Origin of the sequence: Candidatus Liberimonas magnetica (assembly GCA_020523885.1) — a bacterium.
GTDB lineage: Bacteria > Elusimicrobiota > Endomicrobiia > Endomicrobiales > JAFGIL01 > Liberimonas > Liberimonas magnetica.
This window is the reverse complement of record JAJAPY010000001.1, coordinates 66,751-92,832: the sequence shown is the minus strand read 5'-3', so window position 1 is coordinate 92,832 and position 26,082 is coordinate 66,751. Positions and strand designations below refer to the sequence as shown.

Here is a 26,082-nt window from a genome sequence, read left to right as displayed (position 1 = left end):
TTTTGCATCCCCGCCCTTTTCGCGGGCTTTAATTACTATTTCTCTTGTACTATTGCAAATATCCCCTATAAATGTTTTTAATTCTTCAATGGTTTCTTTTATTTCCTTTTCGTTTAATTCTGCGCCGGGCTCTTCTGCATTGGCTAATTGGTCGAGCACAGCCTTTGCGGAAATTTTGGCTAATTGTCCTGCAACGGCAGGAACCAGTTCTTTTAAGGCATTTATAATTTCATCAATTATGTTTAGCTCCATGGCATTGATAAGCTTCGCATCACTGATGTACGGCGTAACGTCTTCAATAGTTATGCCCCACACCGTGAAACTTCCGGAATATACATTAGCTTTCAGGGCTTGTTCAGCTATTGCTTTTACACATTTATGCCAGTCCTCGTAAGTTGCATCCTTAAACTCTTTTTTCTGCTGCGGCTGTGTTAAGTATCCGGCAAGTAGCCTTGCCTCACCTTGTGCCTCTTCAGCGGATTTGAGTTCCATGACTTTCAGCGCATTAAACTCCATTTTTTCGTGCCGCTCTATCCTGGCTGTTATAGCTAAATCTTTCTCCAACCGTTTATATATGTCTGCCAACCCGGAGAGCCTACCGCTGTATCCATGCGTCGCTAAAGTATTATCGTCATCAATGTGGATTATATCTGCTTCAGGATACTTCTTGTGTAATACAGCCAGCTTTGATTTATCCTCCTTTAAATCTACGGAATTAATATCAATTTCACTTGTGCTTATACCGCACAACATGGAGAATATTTGTAAATCGTTAACTCCTAAAGCCTTTGTCGTTGTAGCAACAACAATTTTAATACCATGTTCCTTGCAATATTTTACCAGGGATACCAGTTCAGCAGTTCCATATTGTGTAACTTCCGAAAGAACCCCATCAAAATCAAAAGACACGACTTTTTCTATTTTTCTATCAAGCTTATCAAGAGCCCCTGCCGAAGCCTCTATTTTTACCTTACCTGTTTCATCATGGCTGGCATACCTTACGCCCTGCTCATCAGCAGAAAGCCCGGCCTTGGCTAATCTTGCTGATAAATAAGCTATATTTACAACCGCATCTATCTTTGCCAGGCTCAGCACAGCGTTTACTATATCCTTTACAGTACCGATACCCAGTCCCAAACGACCAGAAAAGCCTCTTCCTTTTCCACCTTCTCTTTGCATCTGTTCTTGTTTTAATTGTCCTATAGTAGGCAATAATTGATTAAAATAGAAAGCCTGCAATATATTGGATTTGCCCAAATAATACGGTTTTAACAATGGAACCTGATCGTTAAATACCGCTTCTATAAACCTTTGCACTCCTTCCAAAGCTTTTATTTGATCTTCAAGCGTAAGATTCCGATTACTGCGAACCTCTGCGATAAACGGCAATATAATTGTATCTATCAGGTTTTGAGCATATGTTGCAGTGTCATACAAACCCAGCCAATCTATATCTGCTATCATTTTCTTTATTTGATCATTAGGTATAAACTCAAACCTGCCGGTAGTAGCAGGTATAGCCTCGGGATTTATCCTGCCACGCCACATCGTATTTCCCCACGGGCCCCAGTCCCACAGCCCGTGGCCGAGCACCGGCATTATGCCAAGCCATACAATCAATCCACCGGCTATAGCAAGCACCGGACCCATGCCAGTTACCAGCCATAATGTACCAAGCGCCAACCCGGCAGCAAGCGAGATGACCGCATTCAGCCAGGCAAATTTTGTAAGTTTGTTTTGTTTATCGGCATCGTACTGCTCGTGTATCTTCCCGAACAGGAACGGCGCAAAGCTCATAACCACATTTTCCCATACGGCAACCGGCGCAAGGTACTTCCTTGTAAAACTATCACTAAACCCAAGCTTCCTTCCTACTTCATATGTGGCAGGCGTAGTGGCAGCAATTGTGGCATGGGCTTGTATCGTCTTTATTAATTCTTCAAACTCATCGTTGCCGCTAAAAAATATGTTAAAACTATCTTTAGCTCTTGGTGAAAACATAAAAGAACTTATTATTCTTGTAAAAATAGATCCTGTAGATTTTTTCAAACATCCGGTGTATACTTCTCTACTAAAGATATATTGCTGCAACACTTGGTCCATAAAATTTTGCAAATTATTTTCAGTATCAATATCTCTTTCATATAACACGAATAAAACACTATTTAACAACCTTGGCCAGTTAAATTTATGCAGAGGATATGATTTCTCTAAAAGGACTAATATAGCCCTGGCACCCAAATGTTCTTCCTTAATATTGAACTGATACCAGTCTTTTGCCTGCTGAAATAGGCTTGAGAATCTAAGCATAGTTTTGAACTCATCTGTTTCCCATTTAAACAAATCAGAAAATGCAAGTGCGCATAAATCAGCAACTAATTCATGAAATGTATTTGCTTTTAATCCTCCAGAAACGTATTCCTGTTCAACAAGAACGTTATGCCCCACTTCATGGGCTATAGTCTGGAAAAAGAACCTGTTTGACTCCTTTTTCATTAAATTTCCGCCTAATACAAAGTCGCTATATGCATTATCCAGGTATTCTCTGATTATAGTCTTATTATTGCGTGCCATTATTCTTAAGAATGTCTCGGGATCATTCAATTGAGGTACATCTTTTATTGTTGACATAGAAAGAATAACTGCCATTACATAGACCTTTGCCTCTTCATCCTGCAGCCAGAAGTTACTAAATAGTTTTTCTCTCCATCCCTGTGCAGAAACCATGGTCTCTATAAAATGTATTGCATATGGTCTTAACTTGTCTGTCATTTCAGCAATCTCTTTTATTGATTGGTCTTCATTTTCTGGTTTATTAACTTGGCCTGTAAAACATGTCAAAGCATAAAATCTGAACCGAGGATCAATTGCATCGGAATTTATAATATTTCTTAACAAATCCAAATTTGCTTTGTTTTCACGTATTATTAAATACCCCAACCTCTCATTATCCAAGCCATGTTCAGATAAATAGGTAATTATTTGTCCGATTGGAGCGTTTGGCACCATCATTTGCATTAACAGCTCTTTATCTTCATCTAACCCTGTAATTTTTCCTAAAATAAATTTTAATATTTGGGGATCATTCCCTGTATTTTGCATAATCTTAGAAACAAATTCCGAAGAAATATCATCGCCAAACCGGTTTTCATCGATCATTGTAGATAAAGTATGTAACATTTCTTTTCCGGCTTGGCTGTCATTGTCATTTATTTTTTTGCAGATGTATACCAGAAAATCAACAAAGATATTGTTTAGTTCCATATAAGCCTGATATTGTGGATCCTTTGATCCATCTGCAGTTTTTATCTGTTGAGATTTTATTGCCAATCTCTCTAATTTCTTCAATGCGATATCAAATGTTTTTTTAAGGACAGTTGTATCAGTTTCGTTAACTGATACCCCGTAAATAATATCTTTAATTGTGCCATTAGTGGGATACTTGCCCTCTTTTTCCATTTTATCTAAAAGGTTTATCGTAATAGCTCTTATACGATGAGCGCCATCATTTAGTAAAAGGGTACGCAATACATATGTTGCCTTATCCGAATTATCATTATTCTGACTGCATACTTCGATCAATTTTTCCAACGATATAGATAACAGATCCGTTGTATTATCTTCATCCATTGTTATTGATGCTTGAACAAAAGCATCAACAATAGGAGCTACCAAGTCGCCAGTGGCTATATATGAGGGGCCAACCGGAGTCTTAATAGGAGTAAGTTTTATGGCGGAAATTAATTCAGCCAGATCTCCGCCTTGGCTAATCAAGGCTAAAGCATTTTCCTTGTTTTGTTGTTGTCTGAGAGCAGACTCAGTTTTGTCAATTATATAACTAAGATTGGTTGTGGTATTTACGGCCAGTTTAACGCTAGGGAAGAAACTTATAATTTCATCGGTTGGCATAAAATCAATCATTGATATTTCAAAATCTACCATATGTTCTGCTTTTTTGATAAGCTCGGCTTCATCGTCATTTAATGACGTCCTATATGCGTGGTAAAGTTTTATGAAATTTTGAATAGGTAGATTTTGGGCTATTTCTTCAACTGCTCTAGTTGCAAAAGCACTATCTTTAAACTCTTTGGACATTTGTGCCCTGGCATTTTCTAAATATCTGTTAAATCCATCATCATTCCCTTGGCGAGCTTTATTTTCGCCAAATTCGTGTCTAATAACTACTCTAAGTTCATCATCGGTAATATCACTTGGTTGTCTCTCATCCCATAGTTCCCAGAAACCTTCTGATACAGACAGTGTAACCCCGTCATCGCTAAATGTTGCAAATCCTGCCACACCTTCTGCTGTTTGTGTTTGTATTACTTTACCTTTATATGTCCTTATTGTTATAATTTTACCATCAAATGTTATTTTTCTGTCTTCCTGCCTTTCCTTAATATTTTCCGGCGCTATTTTATTTATATTCGGAATTATTGCAGTTGTTATCGCTCTGGAAACTACAGCTAAATTCCGGCCAAGCATTTCATTAATCCCAGCTGCGTTAACAAGTGTATCCGTAACAACCAACTCCACACCCTTTCCAATCCATCCATTTTTTCTTTCTTGTGCCGACTCTTTGTGCTGTTCTTGTTTTAATTGTCCTATAGTAGGCAATAATTGATTAAAATAGAAAGCCTGCAATATATTGGATTTGCCCAAATAATACGGTTTTAACAATGGAACCTGATCGTTAAATACCGCTTCTATAAACCTTTGCACTCCTTCCAAAGCTTTTATTTGATCTTCAAGCGTAAGATTCCGATTACTGCGAACCTCTGCGATAAACGGCAATATAATTGTATCTATCAGGTTTTGAGCATATGTTGCAGTGTCATACAAACCCAGCCAATCTATATCTGCTATCATTTTCTTTATTTGATCATTAGGTATAAACTCAAACCTGCCGGTAGTAGCAGGTATAGCCTCGGGATTTATCCTGCCACGCCACATCGTATTTCCCCACGGGCCCCAGTCCCACAGCCCGTGGCCGAGCACCGGCATTATGCCAAGCCATACAATCAATCCACCGGCTATAGCAAGCACCGGACCCATGCCAGTTACCAGCCATAATGTACCAAGCGCCAACCCGGCAGCAAGCGAGATGACCGCATTCAGCCAGGCAAATTTTGTAAGTTTGTTTTGTTTATCGGCATCGTACTGCTCGTGTATCTTCCCGAACAGGAACGGCGCAAAGCTCATAACCACATTTTCCCATACGGCAATCGGCGCAAGCAATAACCTCGTCTTCTGGTCAGAAAACCCAAGCCACCTGCCAAGGTCCAAGGTTAAAAGCGTCGTAGCAGCCTCAGAGGGTTTTTGTTCGCCTTTTTCCGTAAAAACTTTTGGAGTATCTAATATTTTGCCATCCTTCATAATTTGAATAACACTACTTTGTTGCGCTAAAAATTTTACTACAATATCCAGAGCAACATCTTTCATGGGCGGGTAACCTTCTACTTCAACGTTAATTACCATTCTAATTCTTTCTTGTATTCTTTCAACATATCTTTCATCCTGCCTATCACTTAGCGTAATATACATTTCTAACTTTCCAGAGTCGCCTCTTACCCTATCCCCATATAGATAAACATTATCAATATCGTCATATTGTGATAAAATATCAAGAATTTTTGTAATTTGTTCATTGGTAAGGCCGGGAATACTTGGGAAGTGGCTGATATTAAAACCGGGGGTTTTTATTTCAGGAAGGATTACCCGGCCCAATTTTTCATCATATCGGGGCGTTTCGCCGATCATAACAGTTCCATCAGGCAACTCTACAAGATTATTAAAAAGTTGAGTGAGGTGTGAAATCTCATCTCTAGCAGCAATTCTTGCTCCATAGTATTTTTTCAATAAATGTTCCATAGAAGCCTGTAAAGGAATAGATACAAACCTACTCCCTGGATATTTTTTACTTAAAGTAGTAACATTTTTTTCCATTGTTTTTGAGAAGAGGTGTTCCCCTTTTAAGCTATCCTTGATTCTGGCATATTCAAGGTATAAAACATTTCCCCTGACAGAGTATTCAGAATGCATAGTAAATGAAAAAGGGAAACCTTTTTTCATCCGGATATTTACAAATTCTATGGGCATTAGATTTTTAACTTTTCCTACTACAATTTTGTGGTGAATTATATCGGATCCTCTTGATTCCATAATAATACAGGCAAGGTCATCAGGATTTAGGGAGACAAGTTGTTTATTTACTGCGTTATCCATAACACTAATAGGGCCCTTATACTCTATTATATGGGGAGGCCTGCCTCTGTTTTCTTCACAAAACTTCTGCCAAAGATCTTCGGCTATCCAATCTGAGGCTGCTGCGGGAACCGCTGTTCCTCTGACGGCAGTTTCTGCTTTTTGACCAGTTTTCCCGGCAGGTGCTGGAACCTGGCTTGCAATATCAGCTGTTTCTTGGGCCGCGCCGCCGGCACCAACATACCCTAAATCCAGCTCAGGCTGGCCTAAAGGCTTGGCAATTACGTTCCATAGTAAATGCCCCGCAAGGCTTGCAATTGCTGCTTCAAATTGAGATTGTCCAAATATAAAAGGTAAGCCCACCACAATAAGCGAAGCTCCTATCCTTTTTCCTGTTTTCTTTGCAAAATCCTTAAAACTCCTGTTTCCGATAAAATTGTCCGGATGTATTATGGCAAATACAACTGCTATTACTATCCAGCTAAGCCCGGTCGGGTCGAATCCAAGTACTACAGGATATAACAGGCTTAACCCTAGCGTCTCGGTTATAGCCGCAAGCCAGGGCGTTGACCAGCCTATTGTAAGCACTGCTGCTGTACTCCACCCCACTTTCTTGATGCCGGTGCTTGCCGCAGCCTTATCCCTTGCTATCTGATGCAGCGAACCAAATAAGCTCAAACCTAAAAAACCTTTCTTTTTTGCAGGAGCAGGCGCAGGTTTTGCTTCCTGTTTTAAGCTTGCCTGTAATTGTTCTATCCTGTTTAATAAATTGCCTAATTCCAACCTCTCTGTCCCTGTTACTGTGCCGGATTTGCCGCCTAAGATGGCATCTATTTTAGGCTTGATTCTCTCTAATGCCGCTATCTTATTTGCACCCGGCACTTTTTGCCTCATAATCTCATCTATACTCAAAGATATAGTTTGTATTTCATCAGATATAGTGCCCCTTGAATAATAATCTCTTGGCCTAGTAGAGACTGTTCCACCTTTATCCTCAGTTTCATAGGCAGGCTTCGCAGCTTCTTCTACAAGCTGAACTCCAGGTTGGGTGTTTATCTGTCTTATAGCTCGTTCTACTTTTGCAGATAAGTCATTCAACTTCTGTCCCCACCCTGTAGGAATATATCGTTTCTTACTCAACACCTCTTTTATACCATCTCTTAAAAGTTCGAAATCTCTCAGCTTAGCCTGATTTGGTTTGTTTGCCGCCATAGTCTCTCTATAGAAATCAAGCAGCGTTTCTATATCTCTAATAATTTCATCGGAGGTATAACGCTTTTCCGCTTCCTCTTGTGCATAACGGCCGAGCGTAAGAGGTGCATATGTAAATATGGTATTATATACCCCGTGGGTAATGATGTTCCCCGCAACACCTGCCGCTATACCTATTAATACACTAACCAACGGCAGACCCAAGCCTAAACTCGCCAAAAATGCCAGTGTCCCGGCACCCAGCATACCTGCCCATATTGCTCCTATACCAAGCGCTCTTAGAACTTCTCCGCGTTCGTACGCTCCTACTCCCCTGTAATGGTCTTTAAAGAACTCTAGGGGATTAAGCGTCCTGAAAAATTCTATTTTACCTACAAATAACCCAACCCTAAACTCTACATATCCACGGTTGTACAGCCAATTCAATGCCTTGTTACTTATATTATCTTTTCTTAAAGAATTCCTTAATTCATCCGCAGCCTGGCGGTTCGCGGGAAGGGTCAAGGCTGTGCCAGAGTCGGTTTTTGAACCTGTTAAATTGACAAGTTGACTCCGTCCCCTAATTATTTCCTGCGCAGTTGCATGGCCTTTCTTTGATGCTTCTGCCTCCTCTTTAGTAGTGAAAACCCCTTGCACTTCGCTTAAACCTACTGTTTTTTCAGATACTTCTTCCTCATCTTCAGGATATGCATCTGTAAGCAGTATCTTTTTGTCCGGCCATATCCTATCAATTTTCCATACACTTCCTTCAATTGTTACATAATTGCCCACCGCTATCGACACAATTGCAGGTTGAGGGGCAGCCGCCGGGAGCGTAGTCGTTTCAGGAGTTTTTGTCTGTTGTGCTTGTTTCTGTTGTATTAATTTATCATATATATCTTTAATAATGACGTTATATACGTTGGTATGGTCCATAAAGTAATCTTTATCTAGCTCAAAATGAAGAAATGCCTCTTTTAAAGCAAAGGCAGCATCAGTTTTCTGGGCAGCATTAAATACTATTTCTATAGCCTTTTCAGGGTTTTGTAACGCTAATCTGTTAATAGCATCGACTATGTCTTGTTCAGAAAAACCAAAAGTTTCCTTGGCATCTTTTATAAAATAATCTCTTATCTCATTAAGATTTATTCTCAGTACCGCTGATTCTGTTACCTGGGTATTTTGCGCAGGAGCTTTAGGTTTTGATTTGGGTTCTTGTTCTGCCGCCTTGGCCGTATGCCCAATTGCAGAAGTTACAGCTTTTCCAAAAACCCTAAGAACATCTTTTGCCTGGCCTGGAACAGCCTGGGCTTTTTCTGCTGCAAAATAACGCTCACGAATGTTAGCCTTAGTAATAGCATTGAATTCCTTGTCAGAATTTCCCGATGAAACCCATATTTTTTTATACTCGCTGTTATATTCCAAAGCTTTTTCTATATTATCCATATGCAGACATGTTAAAACCATATTAAAATATAAAGGCATCTTATCTGCCCAATAGCCTGCGTCATTAGCGCTAATATTAGAGGCTGCTGTCCGGGATTCTGTCTGTTTTATAGAATTATAATAACAATCATAAGCTGAATTATATTCCTTTTTTTCATAAAACAGTTTACCCATGGCATAATATATGCGCCAGGACGTATCATCCGTAGTTACTTTAGAACCCTGTAGTTTTGACAGAGCCTGTTTATAGGTTTTCAATGCTTCGTCTATATTGCCAAAATCTTTTAAGGCATTGCCAAGATTAAGAAGACAAATAGCTTCCTTAAGCGTATTCCCGGAGCTTTCTGCAGTTTTTGCGGCCCGCCCCTGATACTCTATAGCCTGAGCTAATAATTTTTTCTTTTCACTTGTCTCAGATGTCAATCTAGCCCAATCATAATACAAAATACCAAGGTTGCTTATTGCATTATTAGTTCCAATAAGATTATTTTCATCAGCAATTTTCACAGCTTCTAAATAACATTTTTCAGCCCTGTTAAAAAACTCAGTTGATTTTTCTCGATATTGTTTGCCTTGGGTAGCCAATTGCTGAGCATGACCGCTAAGGGCAATACCAAGATCTTCTAAATGGCCTGCTGTTGCTTTCGGACTGCCTACCAGCCTGCTTTTTTCTAGAGCCTGTTCATGATATTTTATGGCTGCTTCTAAATTCCCGAATTTCTCCTCAACCTGGCCTAAAGAGCTGAATGCTAAACGTTTTAATCTGTCATTATTTGCCAACCGTAAAGCTTCGGTATATAATTCTTTAGCTTTTTTGAAATCTCTTTTAGCATAATATATCCCGCCTAAACCGATACCACTATAGGCTTCGCTAAGGATTGCAGATTTCTTTACTTTATCAGTCTTTTCTGACACAGCAATTGCCTGTTTAAAACAAGCCTCTGCTTTGGCGGTATCACCGTCTCTTCCCATGAGATCAGCCAACCGCAAATACATTTCACCTACAAGGCCATAGTATAATTCACTTGTTTCCCTGGTATGTTCATCCATTCCTTCAGCCGGCAATAATTCAAGGCCGCTTTCATAAGTTTTTATGGCCTCTTGATAATAATAAATTGCATAGGGCGTTCTTGAAGAGTCCTGTTTATTCTTTAAAAGCCATCCTAATAAATTACTTGAAGAGCCGTAGCAGCGGGTATCGCCTTTAAACTTAGATAAAACCTGGTTAATAAACATAGCCGCTATAGCCTGTTCCGGATTAGCGCTCATAAGTTTATTTATTTCATCATAAATATTGTCTAACATAGCTGAGTCTATGTAGGACGGCAGGATATTCCCAAGCTGCTGGTCCAGCTTCTCGGGAGTTATCTGGCCTTTCACAACAGTATTATAGGCAGTTACTATTTTTTTGGCATCAGCCTCTTTGATATTACATTGTATTAATAAGGCCAGCACTTCCTTGCCTGCAATAAAGTTCAAGTTTCCGCCCGCAGGCCATGTTTGTGACAGTATTTCTGACGAAGTAAGCGGCTTTGCCTCAAGAGCGGGCTCCTTGGCCGCATTTACAGCTTCCCTTGCCAGTTTTTCTGCCGCAGCTTTGACAGATTCAATGAGAAGAGGCAAAGGCACACCTGTAGAAGCTGACTTAACAGTATCTGCAATTAACTGTTTGATGTTATCATCTATTGTAGGAAGATCCTTTGCAATTGCCTCATAGGCCTTTACAAATGCCGAGCTTAACTCATCAGCCAATTGTAAATCCTGCCCAGGAACAGGAGTCTCTGCTTCCACGGCCGGTGCAGGGGTGAATGGTATAGGTTTTCCGAGCTGGTCAGGATACTGAACTAATACAAGCCCTGTAAAACGCTTGTTTAATTCTTCAGCACTCACTGTTTTCCATCTCTCAAGAGTGCCGTACGTTACCATGGGTACGCCGTCTTTTACCTCTATCTTGCTTATAACAACAAACTCGCGTGTCCCATCGCTGTTAATAGTCTGCGCAAGCACTTTATTATTACTGCCGTCAAACTCGCCAAGCAGGCCTAGATTATATTTTTTACCGCCTTCAGTACCTACAGCCGCAAGCTCCCTGCGGTTAAGAGAAACCTTGGCATACTTTTGTGCCATCTTTACTAAAGTTTCAGCGCTTATGTCAGGGACCTTGTTTTTTAGGTCGTTAAGAGCTATGAAATTGCCTGATCTTATGTCCGTAACATACGCATCCGCTATCATTATCTTCATTCTTTTCCTATCATCCGGTGTTAAAGGCAAAGAATGATCCATCAAAGTTTCCACAGCCCGTATACCGCCGGCAATAATAACATACTGGCCCAGACTGCTGATATAATCAATAAGAGTCTGGGTAATCCGCGGCTCGCTGTTTCTTAATTCATTGAGTTTTGCAATAATGTTATTTATTACTTCAGTATCGTCGCCTTTTTCAAATGCGTATAACTTCTTTTTTGTAATTAACAATTCCTCTGCAACGGCTTTTACCAGCTCTTCATCTGTATAGCTTGCATATTCCGTATCCAGCTTCTGCAATAAGCCGGTACAGTTATTATAAAAATTTGCAGTTTCTGTTTGCCGTGTCCTTGAATATACGTCATAACCTTGCTTAGCCCATATATCCTGCGGTATATATATCCCCAGCTCGCTGAATACCTTGTTGGACTTTTGGTAATTAGCTTTCATTGAAATAAGCTCTTTCTTCACTTCGTCCCTACTCATGGAAGGAAGGGGCTGTAAATACCTTTCCACAACCTTTGCCAACTCTGCATGTAGCTCCGCTTCCCATACTTTAAATTTCCAGAAATCCGGATGGCTGGTATCTTTAAGAGCCAGATTTAAATACTTCAGGGAAAGGCTGTAATAATTATTGACCACGCTTAATTCTTTAGGGTCGGTTATTTCTACCAGATGGCTGTAGGCCAGGGATATCAGATGGCACATTTTTGCTTCAAAGTGCGTAAGTTCCCTGTTCTGCGCCAATGCAGGGTCAACAACTGATGAAAAATCGTCTATTATCTGCCTTAACCTTTTCTCTATGTCAGCGCTTTTGTCAGCAGGTACATTATAAGGAGGGTATTTGCCAAGCTCTGCGATTATATTCTCAATGGTCGTCTTTGCGTCCTGTATCTGCTGGTCAGCAGCAGTATCGAACTGCTCTTCCTTTACATCAGCAGGCTTCTTTGCCGTACGCCCGAGCGCGGAAGATACAGCTTTACCCAAAGCACCAAGAGCACCTTTTGCCCGGCCTGAAGCAGGCTGGGTTTTGGGTGTGGAACCCTGCGCCTCTTCTGATTTAAAATAAATCCCAGAAATGTTCCCTTCCGTTACGCCCATAAGTTTTATCAATTGCTGAGGTGAAACTCCCTTCAGAAGAGTCATTAGCTTGAGATATCGCTTATGGTATTCGAAGGCTGTTTTTACATCACCGTTACGCAGGCACGCTAAAACCATATAAAAAAATACCATACCTGTTTCCCGCGTGTAGCCCATATCGCTGGCGCTGACATTAGAGGCTACTGCCCGGTCTTCTATCCGGCGCAGTGAGTTAAGATATTTTTCATAAGCCGCTTCATAATAACCTGCTTCATAATACAATTTACCCATGGCATAATAAATGCGCCAGGTCGTATCATCCGTAATCAATTGCGCTCCCTGCAGTTTTGATAGAGCCTGTTTATAGGCTGCCAGGGCTTCGTCGGTATTGCCCGAATCTTTTAAAGTATTGCCCAGACTAAGAAGATGAGTAGCAGCGGTATTTCCCGAATTTTCTGCAACTTCTATGGCCCGCCTGTGATACCTTACCGCCTTGGCAAATAAGCCTGCGCGTTCATTAGGATTAGATGTCAATTTAGCCATGTCAGCATACACCATGGCAAGGTTATCCAGCGCCCCGCCTTTAGTCCCGGTAAAATTATTTTTCTCGGCAATTTCAAGAGCTTCCTGATGGCATTTTTCCGCCCGTTCGGCTAATTTTTTATTGGCTCGTACGTCGGATGATATGCCTATTTGAGCCGAAAAGGCATTCCCGAGATGGTTTAAATGGCGTGCCGTAGCCCGTGTATGATTTATCTGCCTGCTGATCTCAAGCGCCTTTTCATAGTATTTTACAGCTTCTTCAAAATTACCGCTTCTATCCTCGACCAGGCCCAAATTGCCGAGCGCCGCATTCCGTAACCTGTCGTCTTTCATTTCCTCGGCTATTTTTAAAGCTTGCATGAATAATCCCCTGGCTTTAAGGAAACTCCCTTTGTCATACTCTATATTGCCCAAAGCATTAAGGGAATCACCGGTAACGGTAGCCTGGCGTTTTTTATCGCTCTTTTCTGATACAGTGATCGCCTGTTCATAACAAACTGCTGCTTTATCAGTCTCGCCTTTGTCCGCCAACACCTGGCCTATGTTCACATAGGCTGTGCCTATAAGGCCATAAATTAATTTTTCCTGGCCTTCGGCATCAGGTGTGCCTAGCATTTTCCCATAAGCTTTTATTGCTTCTTGATAAAAGTAAACCGTATAGAGCGCCAGTGAAGGTTTTTTCTGTTGATCTAAAAACCAGGCCAGCTTATTAGAACAATTGCTATATATTCCGTCACTTTTAGACCTGGACCTGGCCATCATCTGGTTAATGAAAGCAGCGGCTATAGCCTGGTCCTGATCAGTGCTATAGAGTTGGAATAAAGCATCATGGATCTTGTCTATAATATCATCGTTTATATAAGGCGGCAGTACCTTTTCCAATTCTTCGTAACTCAGCCCATTTTTCACTATATGATTATAAGCACTTACTATTTTTTTGACATCGCCCTTTTTGATGAATCTTTCTAATAACACCTGTACTTCGCCGCCGGCAATAAACTCTGCCGGTATGGTCGGCAGGGCTTCCTTGGGAAGTTCTGCCTCTTCTTTTTTTCCCGGGACTGCTTCGCTACCTTGCAAAGCAGCAGGCTGTTCTATAGGGGCCAATAACTCGGTAAACCCGACGACACTTTTTGAAAGGATTTTATAAGGTTCTCTAAAAGACATTAAATAATCGCTGATTTGTTCGATTCCTTTTGCATCAGGAAACATCATTTTACATATATCCTGGATATGCCCGGAAGTCGCCTGGCCTTTCAACAACTCTACGGCAAGTAATTCATATTTGGATTTTACAACAGACGGTAACCCTTTTCCGGCCAGCTCTATTTCAATATTATTGGCAAGAGCAGCCATTATTGTCAAATGCCCGATAAGAGCAGCCGCGTTGGCAGTATCCGGAGCATCTAACCCTGCTTGAACAAATGCCTTTTGCATGCTCAAGGGTGTAAGGCCTTTACCTTCTCTCAAACCTAAATTAGCTACTACTTTCGCCGCAGTGTCCATCGCTTCCTTAGATATCTGGCTGTCATCCCTGTGTAAATAAAGGAATACTATTGCGATTGTAAGCCCATTTTCACTCATTGTTTGAGGCGTATAAATAATAGACGGCCAGGCTGCAGGAGGAGCGTTGAGCAGGTCAAAAAACAGTGTTTGTCTTGATTTTACGGAATCTCCCAATTCCAATAATAACAGTTGCGCAGTATTTGCATAATACAGTATGGCACGGTGCGTTTGTGCCGGGATATTCATAGAGTCTAAAATTTTAAACTGCAAAGTCATGATCCGGACAACCATCCTTTGTATTTGAGGGTCAGCAGTAGTAAAACTGCCTGCTTTCAAATAATCCCTCAATTCTCTGAAGAGTTCAAGCCTTTTTTGCTCTGTAAGTTCGGAACCGGTTTCTTTCAATACGCTGTCAATTACAACGGTTAATCTGCCTATATCTCCATTAAACTCGCTGATTTTGGCAGCAGGTACAGCCAGCAATTCTCTTAAAGAAACCGTTCCCAAAGATACTTCTTTGACAGCCTGCCTCTTCCGGGCCGCAGGAGGAGCTTGAATAGGCGTTTTACGTCCTGCAAGTCCGCGAACAATATCTACAACGGATGCTCCTGCTGTTGTTGCCGCTGCCGCAACCGTACCTGACTGTGCAGCTTTGGCTTTGGCATACTCCCTGTCTATATCCGCTATAGTATCAGTCATTATGCTTACAAACTGCCATAATTCATCTTCGCTCATATTTTCTACCTGCAGGCTCCTGAGCAGGGTTGTTATTGCACTCGGTTCACTCGATGCCGCTGCTTTTATTTCATCATATAAACCGCGCCTATACTGCATTTTGTCCTTTTCTATCGCTTTATGTACCGTACCTGCAGGCATCGAAGGTGCAAAATTCGGGTTATAGACATGGGTCTGATTCCAGTACTGCATTGCAGCTGCCCTTAACCCGGCCCTGGGCAGGAGCTGCAGTTGTTCCATTATCAGGGATAGCGGCATTAAATCATCGCGGTTTAGCATAGGTATGCTGGCATTCCTCTTATAGCCTGCCTTGATAATATGATTGTCCATATACTCAAACGCAAGCTCCGGAGAAACGTTATACAAAGATACCGAATCACCTACAAAACGGGCATCTATAAATAAGATATTCTGTATACTTCCGTCCGGCATTGTTACCTGGACAGTATACATTGCCCTTTCGCCCTTAACAGAAACTGCGGGCATATTGGTTCCCAGTCCCTGGACCATTTTCGGTATTGAATTAACCGGATCAGCTACAAGGATAACTCTGTTAAAGCTTTGATGAGACAAGGACTGAACCGATGCCTTTAAATGCTCCTCAACGGCATCCAGGTAAGCTTTTGATACTTTGTTTTCAAGAGCAGTGCGCATTTCAAGCGAACCGAGCGAAAAATCAAATTCCGGCGCAGCAGCTTTCTGCTGTACGGGTGTTTGCTGCTGAGCTATCTGCTCTGCGATATCCTGCTCGCCCAGGCTTGATAGTGCTGCACAAGACTTGGCTCCTTTGGCTATTATAGACTTCACAAGAGCTGCTTCTCTGTCTTTTCCGGTATCTGCCAGTTCATGGTACCGCAAAATAATAGACTTAATAACCGCACTGTCTTCATTAGCTATCAGATACCCTGCTACAGCGGCAAACAAACGCTGTTCAGCCAATTGATAATCATTGTGAAGTTCATCCAGGATATACTGAGGAGTGTCTTTTTTGGAAGAGGCATCAAGGTATTGCTGTCCTTTTAACTTCATCTCGGCTTCCAACTGCTTTGCCTTTTCGCCGTATTTATCTTTATGTTTTTTTAGCAGGTCTTCTATGCCTTGTATGGGAACAGGTATCCGGGTTTCTAAACCCTGCTTGGCAGAAACCAGGTTCTTTTCATTAACAAATGCCCACATTGATAGGGCATTTACCAGGTCTTCTTTATCTTTTGCTATAGTCCGTTCTGCCAGTTCTCTTGCCTTATTTTTGATTACGTCAAATGCAAAAGATAAAGGCATACCGGCAGTAACCATGGTTAGTGCATTAGAGATTAAGGTGTCAACCTCCGCTCCTGTTTGAGAAGCCTGTCCTGTAACCTCTTTATAAGCCGCTGTATAGGCTTCGCGCAGCAAACCTCTATTAGCAGACAGTTCAATATTTTCAGGCGGTTCGATATATTTTGAAAAAGCGTCATATATCGCTGAGCCGGGTTTATTTAATGCTTCGTCTTCCAGCTTTTCATGCTGAGCAAGCGTAATAAGGGCTTCTAATAACGCTTTGTGGCCTTTCGGAGGCGCACGCAGGAGAGCATCCGCTAAAACTGAATTTAATATTAAGGTATTGCCGTCTATGGTAGCAAGGGCGTAATGGGCTTTATCCAGGATCAGCTTCGGGTTCTCCCATATCTCTATGTCAGTGATACCCTCTGATGCCAATGATGCTTTTAATTTAATGATTTCGCTGTACTTCCCATCGCTGGTTACATTCTTTCCCCACTTCTGCGACCTGAACAATTCAATAAGCGCTTTTGCCAGCTCAACCGCTTCTTTTTTAATAACAGGCCCGGCCGGGTTTACGGTTTTTTCAACAGCTTCAAGCACCATAGCCACGCCCGCTCCGAGCGCCGACATTTTCTGCCCGCCGGCCTGCTGGGCAGGCATAAAATCTAGGGCTTTATCTTTTTCCCAGCCTGTACCAGCCTTGTTCCATAAATTAATTTTATTGCTATTTGCATCTATTTCCAGGAAAATATTGTTTCCGCCGTAGTATTCGGTCAAACCGGCGTCTATATTTATCAGACCCGCATCCGCTGACATCCTGCCTTTCTGGCCTTTTATCTTTTCCCCTTCAGGAGTAATCTCAGGAGTATGCCCTACAACTTGTTTTATTCCAAGAGACATCGAGAGTTTACTATAATCAGCCCAGAATATACCTCCGGCAGGATCAGGAGTGAAACCGGGACCGGAGCGCTCGGGTGGAATCCAAAAAATCGGATGGCTATTATGTTTAAAATCATTGAAATTAACAACACAATCCGTAAATACCGTGTTAATGCTTGATGCTATATCTTCCAGCTTTATAGTCAGGTTAGCCTGCCTGACTATATCTTCAAGCGTTATGCCGATGTTCGCTATAATAAGATCCAATTGATCTGCAGTCATACTATTTATATCTGCAGGCGTTAGATTACTAAACTGAGGGAACTTTTGCAGCATTCCCTTATTTAGAGCATCTACAGCTATCTTCTTAAACAGGTCATTGACGCTGGGAACACCCTTATCATCTAATATTCCTCTGATTATTTTTATCCCGACAAGCGGAGTCAATCCGCTGTGAATGAACAGCCTGTCCCCGTAAACATGAGCCGCCTGTACTTTGCCTTCCTTTATATCTTGAATTAATAGGGCTCTTATTTCATCTGCTTGTTTCCTAAGTTCTTGTTTTTTCGCTTCCAATTCAGCTTCACTTTTTACTGTTTTTATAAGTTCTCTTTCCGGTACGGCAAATTGATAATTCCCCTGCAATATCGCCAACTCATGATTACCCAAAAGGCGGACCACTTTACAGCCTTTGGCTTTAGCCTGCTTTTGCATATCCTGCATGAATTTATATGCTTCAACCGACTTCGGCCCCTTGTCAATAATGTCGCCCATTTGAACAAATTCAACATCTGTACCTATCCATTCCCATTGCAAAGTGACGACTTTCTTGCCAAGCAAACCCTTTTTCTCGACTTTTTCAACTTGCCTTATTAAACCTGCCTGGCGCAGGTTTTCTATCAGGCCGTCCAATTCTCCGTGAACATCACCCTGAGCTATACATCTTCCTACCTTGGGGCGTTCAGTGATTATAGCCGGCGCCAGGGCAGGTGCAGCCGGCTGGGAAGGGGTTACTTTTTTGGGGGTAGAAATACTGCCCTCTGCATAACCTATATCTTTTCCGTTTTCATAATTTGAATTTACTATGCTGAAATTTCCTTGTTTGTCCCTTGTTATAGTTAATCCATATAAATTATATGTGTCATTAAAAAAATCAGATGTTGTACGAGCCCCATCTTTACCCATATATGTTATCGTATATCCTTTTTCCGTGCCTTCGATTTTATCGATGCTGAACCATACAGGTTCATTGCTTTCATTATAAAAAGAATATTGCATGCCTTCATGGAAGGCTAAGCTCTGCCCGAAAAGAAGGTTCTGGGCCTTTTTAGTGCTATCCGTTTCATAACTAATGCTTGGATAATCAATACACCAGACATTCCCTGATTGCTCGTTTACTGCCGTCAAATTATATGTTCCATCCTGGTTCCTTACCGCCTTATACATGACCCCTTCAAAAAACAGCTCTAAATTTGTTCCTCTTTTAACGACATTATTCTTTTCGTCCCGTACGACAAGGTCGCTGCCTTCCTTCCTTATTTCAAACGTGACAAAACCTGTTTTTCTTGCCCAGGCCTGGAAAGCAGTTTCACCGAAAACCGGCGTTACATTACCTGTAAAGATCGCATAGGCAGGGGTTACTGTTAGAGTTTGTCCGCCGGTCTGTATCGTTATTGGATTTCTTGCAAGATCTATCGTAGCAGTTAAAGATGTACCGAAACCTACCCTGCCGTAAACCCTGTCTGCAGGCTTTGAAGAATTCCATAAAACCCTATAATTATCTCTGGCATAAAAACTCACTACTCTGTCACTGTCTGAATTATTTTCCAGTGTAAATGTATTCTCATCTATATAGGTGTGAGGTTCACTATCATATATATAGCCTATACCTTGTAATTTTTGTCCGGGTTTTAGCCTTACCGTGACTTCTTTATACCCGGGCCTTAGCGCTTTTCTTGCCTGAGCCGCAGCAGCCTGCTTTGCCGCAGCTTTTGCTTGCGATACACGATGAGTCAATGCTGCAAATTCCGTATTAGCTTCCCCCATTTGGGATAGGTCTTTGGCAGCTTTATCTGCAATTCTAAGTATCTCCTTCATTTCTGCGTCATTGGGAGCGCTGCCAACAGCATCTCTAAACCTTGTAACAAAAGAATCAATAAGTTTTGACTTTCTTGCTGCGACTTTTGCTGCAGCATCCGCAGCTTGCGCTTGCGCAAGCCTTTCAGAATTTTTCCTAGCATTTTCAGCTGCGGAAACCGCCTGAGCTAATTGCTTTTGCATAGCTCTAAGAACATTCATTAGGAGCAATTGATTTTGACGCAGGGCACTAAATTCTTCCGGTGCTTCTGTAAAAGCTATATCAACGGTATTAGAGTATTCGCTAATTTTATGTATAAGCGTATCTGCACCTTTACTAGCCAGATTAATATGAGCATCAACTATTTTCAAAATATCAGCATCTGTCATAGTTTTATCAAGTTCTTTAGCCCTTCCTATTACCCTGGCTACAACAGCTTGAACATCCGGCGCCGGTTTGACTTCAGGCTTAGACACTTTTATAGGAGTTTTTGGCTGTTCTTGTGCATATCTCACCTCTGCTTCAACCTGTTTGCTGATTTCTACTTTGGTTTTAATTATTCCTGCTAAAGCATTTTGTGCGTTAAGAGCGCTTTGCGCCAATGATGCGTCCCTCTGATTAGCTTTACGGGCTTGTACTGCAGAAACAAAGGTTTTGAATTCTTGAGAGTTTTTATAGCCAGGTACAATGATATTGTAGTGATTGCCTTGCTTATCAGCCAATTCTATTTGTATTGTTCCGTCAGTTAAAGAAGTAACATTAAGTATCTGGTTGATTTCTCCATTTACTTCATAAACCTTAATTGAATAAGGCGAATAACTATCTTCTTTAAAACTAACTGTGGATTTCCCATCTCTTACATCAATATTTAAGCCGGTTTGCCTATCTTGCAACGAAGTAGCGCCCAATATTTTACTTTCTTTGCTGACTTTAATACTAGCCCCTGCTTTGTTACTATTTCCTGCCAAACCTAAAGAACTACTGCCATCGGACGAGTTAGCAGCCATACCTATTGCGCTATCACTACAATCTCCGGGCAATGCCATAAACACAGCGCCATCTTGGCCGAGATATTCTGTCATTGTTTGCCCGTCAACCTCAATTACTCTACCTGTAAATGCTACTTTGTCTTCATGTTTTACAGAAAAAGCCTTTTTGATAGTTTTTAATGTTTTTTTCTTTTCTCCTGCTGGTTTGACTTCAGGCTGAGCCGGTGCTTCTTCTTTTGGAGCACCAGCAGGTGCACCTAAATCAGGAATAGGAAGTGCTGCTTTCAGAACTTCAGCTGCAGCTGCAAGAGGCGAGGCAGGATGAACCGCTGCTTCTGCATTCTCCTTTGTCTCGTAAATTTTTTGTATTTCACTTGGATTTATGGTCTTTTCAGTTACTTCTTCGTCGTCTTCAGGGTTTGCATCTTTAATTTGGACCTTTCCATCAGGCCATATTCGGTTAATAACCCAGACAACCCCATTAATTATTATAAATTTACCCACATTTCTATTGGCCTTATAATTATCATTGTTTTCTTTTAATTGTTCAGGGGTAAGATTTTTAAAAGTGTCCAGGTGAATAATAAAATAACCATAATCTATTTTATAATATGCCTTTTCCTTTAAATAAGAAATATAATATTTCGTAGCTGCCTCATCTACTGGCATTAAGCTTACCTCTTTTTTATCCATAGCTTTTAATTGCCCTAAAAGCGTATCCATCAAAAAAGTCCCCCTGCCTCTTTCGTTGTCTTTTTGATAAGCAGCTATCCTGTCAAGCACAACAATCTTATCATTAGGAGTTTCTTCAACTCTGCTAAAACCTTTAACTGCTCCATTATTGTCAAATAAAACATATATGTTTTGGTCCACATCGGATAACTTTTTCATCCAATCCGCTTTGTTTGTTTCAAAAAGCGAACGGTCCGTCCATTTAAATGCATCATAGTCAACTTCTGTTAACTGCCTTACCAGTTCCGCTTTTTCCGAAGCTTCGAGGCTTCCCCAAACCTTATTGATGTTAAGGATCTTGCCAAGCCTGCCGTCTTGAGCCAGAACAGCATCCGAATTAAGCAACCTGGCAAAAGGTATTTTCTCTGCGGTTTTTGCCTGCGGTTCAGCTGAAGCTGCTTGCCGGGTGCGAGCTTGATCTGACGCTGCTCTTTTTACTTTTGCCATAACCAGTTCGAATGCCTGTACCCGGGGGTCAGCGGGCTTAAGCACTTCTTTGACGTCGCCGGCTTTTGTGTCAGAAGGCGCATACTCGCCGTCAGCATTTACGAACGAAATTTTGCCGGTATTTATCTTTACTTGATAAATACCGATATCCAGCGCCACATACTGCCCGTCCTTTAATTCGTTTAAATTATTAATCACTCCTGCTGTTGGAGCCGCCGGGGCAGCTTCTTCTTTAAATAGGTACGCTTTATATTGGAAGTAATATTCCTCAAGGCCTGCTTTAGTCATTTTTTTCAAATATTCAATTGCCTCGGGATTTTCATTTGGGGCAGCAGCAAGTATCTCGAGATTTTCCAAGTGATATTTATAAGCATTTTCCAAGTCGCCTTTTTTCAGGCAGGCCCAAATCATCCAATAATATCCCATCTCATGTTCATTCCAGAAACCCGCATCGTCATTTCTGATATTTAAGGCTTTTACCTTTTCTTTTATCAATTCAAGCGATTTAGAGAAATTTTTCAAAGCTTCATCATAATTGTCCATGGTGTAATATAACTGACCTAGGCCCAGATGAACACGCCAGGTTGTATCATTCGATTCAAAATTCAGTTCCTGCATTATTGAAAGAACCTGATTATAGGAAGTTATTGCTTCTGTAAATTTGCCTAAATCTGTTGTGGAATTTGCTTTGTTTAAAAGAGCAACAGCTTCCTGTCCCTTATCTCCAAGGGCTCTTGCGATTGCTATGGCTCTATCCTGAAAATCTATGGATTTAGCCAATAAACTTTTACGGTTAGCTTTATCATTGTTAGCTCTTGTTCTATAAAGACTGCCAAGATCAATTAATGTCATCATTTCAGTTCTGGCAAGATTATTGTCTTTGGCAATCCTAATAGACTCCTCATGTGATTTTTCTGCCTTATCCAGCTTTCCCATTTTTTCTTGAACGGTCCCGAGATTATGCAAACCAACAGCTATCTTCTTTTTGTCATCGTTTTCCCTGGCGATTTGTATCGTTTGTTCAATATAATCTTCTGCTTTTTTAAAATTAGAATTATTAAGTTCTACAAGGCCTAAATTACCAAGCGCTACAGCCTTCATCCTGTAGTCGTCTATACTGTTACCTATTGTCAAGGCCTGTAAATGGACTTTTTCGGCTTTCTTTAAATCTCCTATTTCTCGATATAAACAACCCAGCGCATTTAATGCATCACCCCGGATGATAAGCATATCATTACTATCTCCGGCCTTTTCGGAAAGCGTAATTGCCTGTTCATAACAAGTTTTTGCTTCTTTATATTTGCCTATACCCGCCAGAGTATTGCCTCTTTTAAGCATAGCTGAAGCAGATTGATCCTTAACAGGAGCAGCTGCTGCTGCTCCTGCTGCATATCCTTTAGACTTTCTGGTATATTCAACCGCTCTGCCGGAATAATCTTTTGCTTGAGCAGTGTCGCCTGTTTTAAATGCAATTTCACTAATATCACTGCATAGCTGGCTCATAGTCCGGTAAGTCTGGTATTCATCTCCTGTCGGGACATCAGGGTCCTTGAGCATTCTTTCAAAATTATTGAGCGCCGCATTGTAAATATAAATTGCAGATTTTGCGGTTGAAGGATTATTTTGACTTTTTATAAACCAGGCAAATGCAACAGCTGCATTGCCATAAAATGCATAACTGCCTTTATACATTGAGCCTATATAATTCATAGCTGCAATTGCAGTAGCCTGCTTTACATCGGTTTTATATAACTCACGGACAGCATCATCTATTTTTCCTATTATCTCATCGTTTAAATCCGGAGCTACCAGAGAAGACTTAATATCATCGTTTTTAATTTTTCCCTGCCTAAACTCATTATTATATTTGTCCACTGTATTTTCAGCATCCTTCCTTTCCATCCCGCATTTTACAAGCAAATCTACTGCTTCCAGCCTGCGTGCTTCGACATATATTAACTGAAGCGGTGATACTTCCGCAGTTTCGGCAGGTTTTGCTTTGGCTTTTTCTACTCCAGGTTCTGCGACTGTTTCAGGGTTATTAGCTTGTTCAGGCTGAACTTCAATTTGTACTATATTGCCTTCTACGACCTGCTGGGCATACTCTAATAATGCTTTCTGCTTCAGGAAATCTATACCTTCTATTACCGGCTCGGTTAAACCAGCGAGAAATTCAAGAAATTCATGGAATGTGCTGCTGTTCCTGGCCTTTTTCTCAACAGCTTGTGCAGGCCTTTGCTTTTCAGGTTTTGCCTGGGAAGTAAGTTTGCTTCTTTCAAGGAACTTTTGGTTCCAATAGTTCCAGGTCGCAAGAGCTTTTCCCAATATTTTTCGTTTTGTCGCCAAATCAACCGCAGGTGACCGTAAGACCTGGGCTATTGTAATAGCTGTATCGGGCATTGGGATGTTCAATGCTTTATCTGTTAGCACCCTGGAAACAAACGCCTCAAACCTTTCTTCCCGGTTCACTCTTTGGTTTTCCAGGTAATCTTTTATAAACTCTTCCCGTACCTTATCTTTAAAATTCAGGATATCGGCTTGAACCTCTGCAAAAACCCTGTCGGCTTCTGCGTAGGCGTTTAAGAACTTAGCCTTAGACTTTTCATCTACCAGGGCTGCTGCAAGGGCGTACATTTCATAGTCCGGAGCGAATTTAAGGAACATATCAATAAGCTGTTCCAGGCTCAACTGTACCCCTGCTTCTATTCCTCTTTGTTCTTTATAAGCTTTCAGGGTGGCGCCGGCTTCAAGCACAACAGGCTTGCCATCTATCGAACTTAAAGTTGCGGTCTTTGTTTTGTCATCATAGCTGAAATTAATAGTTATGTTATTTACTTTTAATTCAAGCTGATTTCCATCATACTTGAAACTGACATTTTCTTCAGGTATGCCTTTCTGTTTTGCTATTAACTTCAGCTCCTGCTCCAGGGCATTAGCGACTTCCTGCAAAGATATCCCTGATTTTAAAAGGTCGTTCAGCCTTGTCTCAGCGATCTGCCATAACTTGAAATCAAGCGAGTTTTGTGAAAGTACCAGAAGAGAAAAAGCCTGGAACATGATCTTGCCCTGCTCTTTTGCAAACTTCATGTAGACGTCATCGGCAAATTTTGTGTCTTCGGTAACATTGGGAGTGATAACAATATAAGATATGCCTCTGGCGCTAAGCCTCGTATTTATTCCGTCTGTATGGAAACCTCCTGTAACAGTAACTATTATCCTGCCGGCTTCTTTTAAAGAACTTATGACTTTTGCGGCATGCATATCACCGGGTAGATCGGAAGGTTCAGCCTTGTTAACCGCATCTCCTATCATGTTCTTTATGAACCTGTCATTTCTTTCCACATTTGCTTTATAAAAACCATCTAAAAGTTCCGAGTACTCATTTAAACCGTCAAGTTTTCCGTTATGCACGTATTTTGACCATAAGGATTTGAACTTATCTATATTGGCAGTAAAGTAATCGTAATCTTCAGCCGATATCTTACACTTTAAATAATCATCAAGATAGTTTAAAAAATCATCTAAAAAGACTATATCCCGTTCGCTCTGGTTGTCTGCAAGCCTGACACAGATCTCTTTTGTTATTTTTTTCTCTTCATAAACAAGTTTTATTGGGTTTATATCCTGGCTTGCCTGTACATAGTTTAAAAATTTATCCAGCTCCGGATAACGTACGGAGACGTCCAGGTGGAACTCTTTGATGAACCTTAACAGATAAGTATAGAGCTTATCAGGTTTTGAAAAGCTGTCCGTCTCTTCAACTATCAGGTCATAGGCCTTTTGCGGAAGCTGCTGCTTTAGAAGGGTTACAAACTCCTGCAGCTGGCGTGCGATAGTTTTGTATTTAAGCTGTTTTTCAAACTCGATCAATTGCAGGTAAGCTATGATGTTCTTATAGCCGTAAATATCAACGCCGAGCGTATTGGAATACTCTTTAAGTTCAGAATAATAGACCTTCCCGTCCAGCTTGGTTGATTTATATTTTTCTATTGTTTTTTCAAGCTTTTTTTGCTTTGAGTTATGATAAATATTCTTCACAGGCTTGATACTTGCCCTTAAATCCTTTATTAAAGCATCCAAACTGTCACGTTTTTGTACTATCTTATTCAGCCTTAGAAGGTTTGCCTTATATATATCCTCGTCTTCAAGGCCTAAAAGCAGGTTGGGTTTATCATTCAATACCGAGTAATATTCTCCGCCGGTAAGCTTGCCCTGTCCTATTAAGCCCTCTACTATCTTCTTTTTCAACTCTTTATTATTTATTGACGCAAGCCAGGACGTGTCCACCTGCCCCACAGCTCCTTCGACATATATATGAGGGAGTTTATACTTTTCAATCAAAATAGATATTATGTTGCTTATATTCCTCTGGACTTCAGGATTACAGTGCATGTCCTGAACGTTTATTACAACGTCTTTTGAGCCAAAATACCTGCCCTGTGTTATCCTGCCTGAAGTATAAGGCAGGGGCAAACCTTCAAATATTTCCGCATACCGTTTTGCATCCTGCCTGTCCTGCGCAATAGCCGCCATTCCCTGGCCAAAGACAGAGGTCAGTATAAAACAGGTAAGTGTCATAACAGCAACGATCTTTGTAAAATTCAGGAATTTTATAACAGGGCTTACGCCTGCTCCCGTAATCCAATCACGGAGCCTGGGCATACCCAGGTGCCTCCAGCGCATTTGCCTGAAAAGCAGTTCTTTTAACCACCCGAAAACTTTGATTGAGTTAACTCTTAAGATGTCCAT

Annotated in this window: 1 protein-coding gene (only partly in view); it reads right to left on the bottom strand. The window is 41.1% G+C overall.

Translation table 11 applies throughout. The features are described 5' to 3' along the window. Window positions 1-26,082, bottom strand: the 5' portion of a protein-coding gene (locus LHV68_00275; protein ID MCB4790304.1) for a tetratricopeptide repeat protein. 8,658 nt of this gene lie to the left of the window's left edge; 26,082 of the gene's 34,740 nt are visible here — the first part of the coding sequence; its start codon is at window positions 26,080-26,082; its stop codon lies beyond the left edge, outside the window.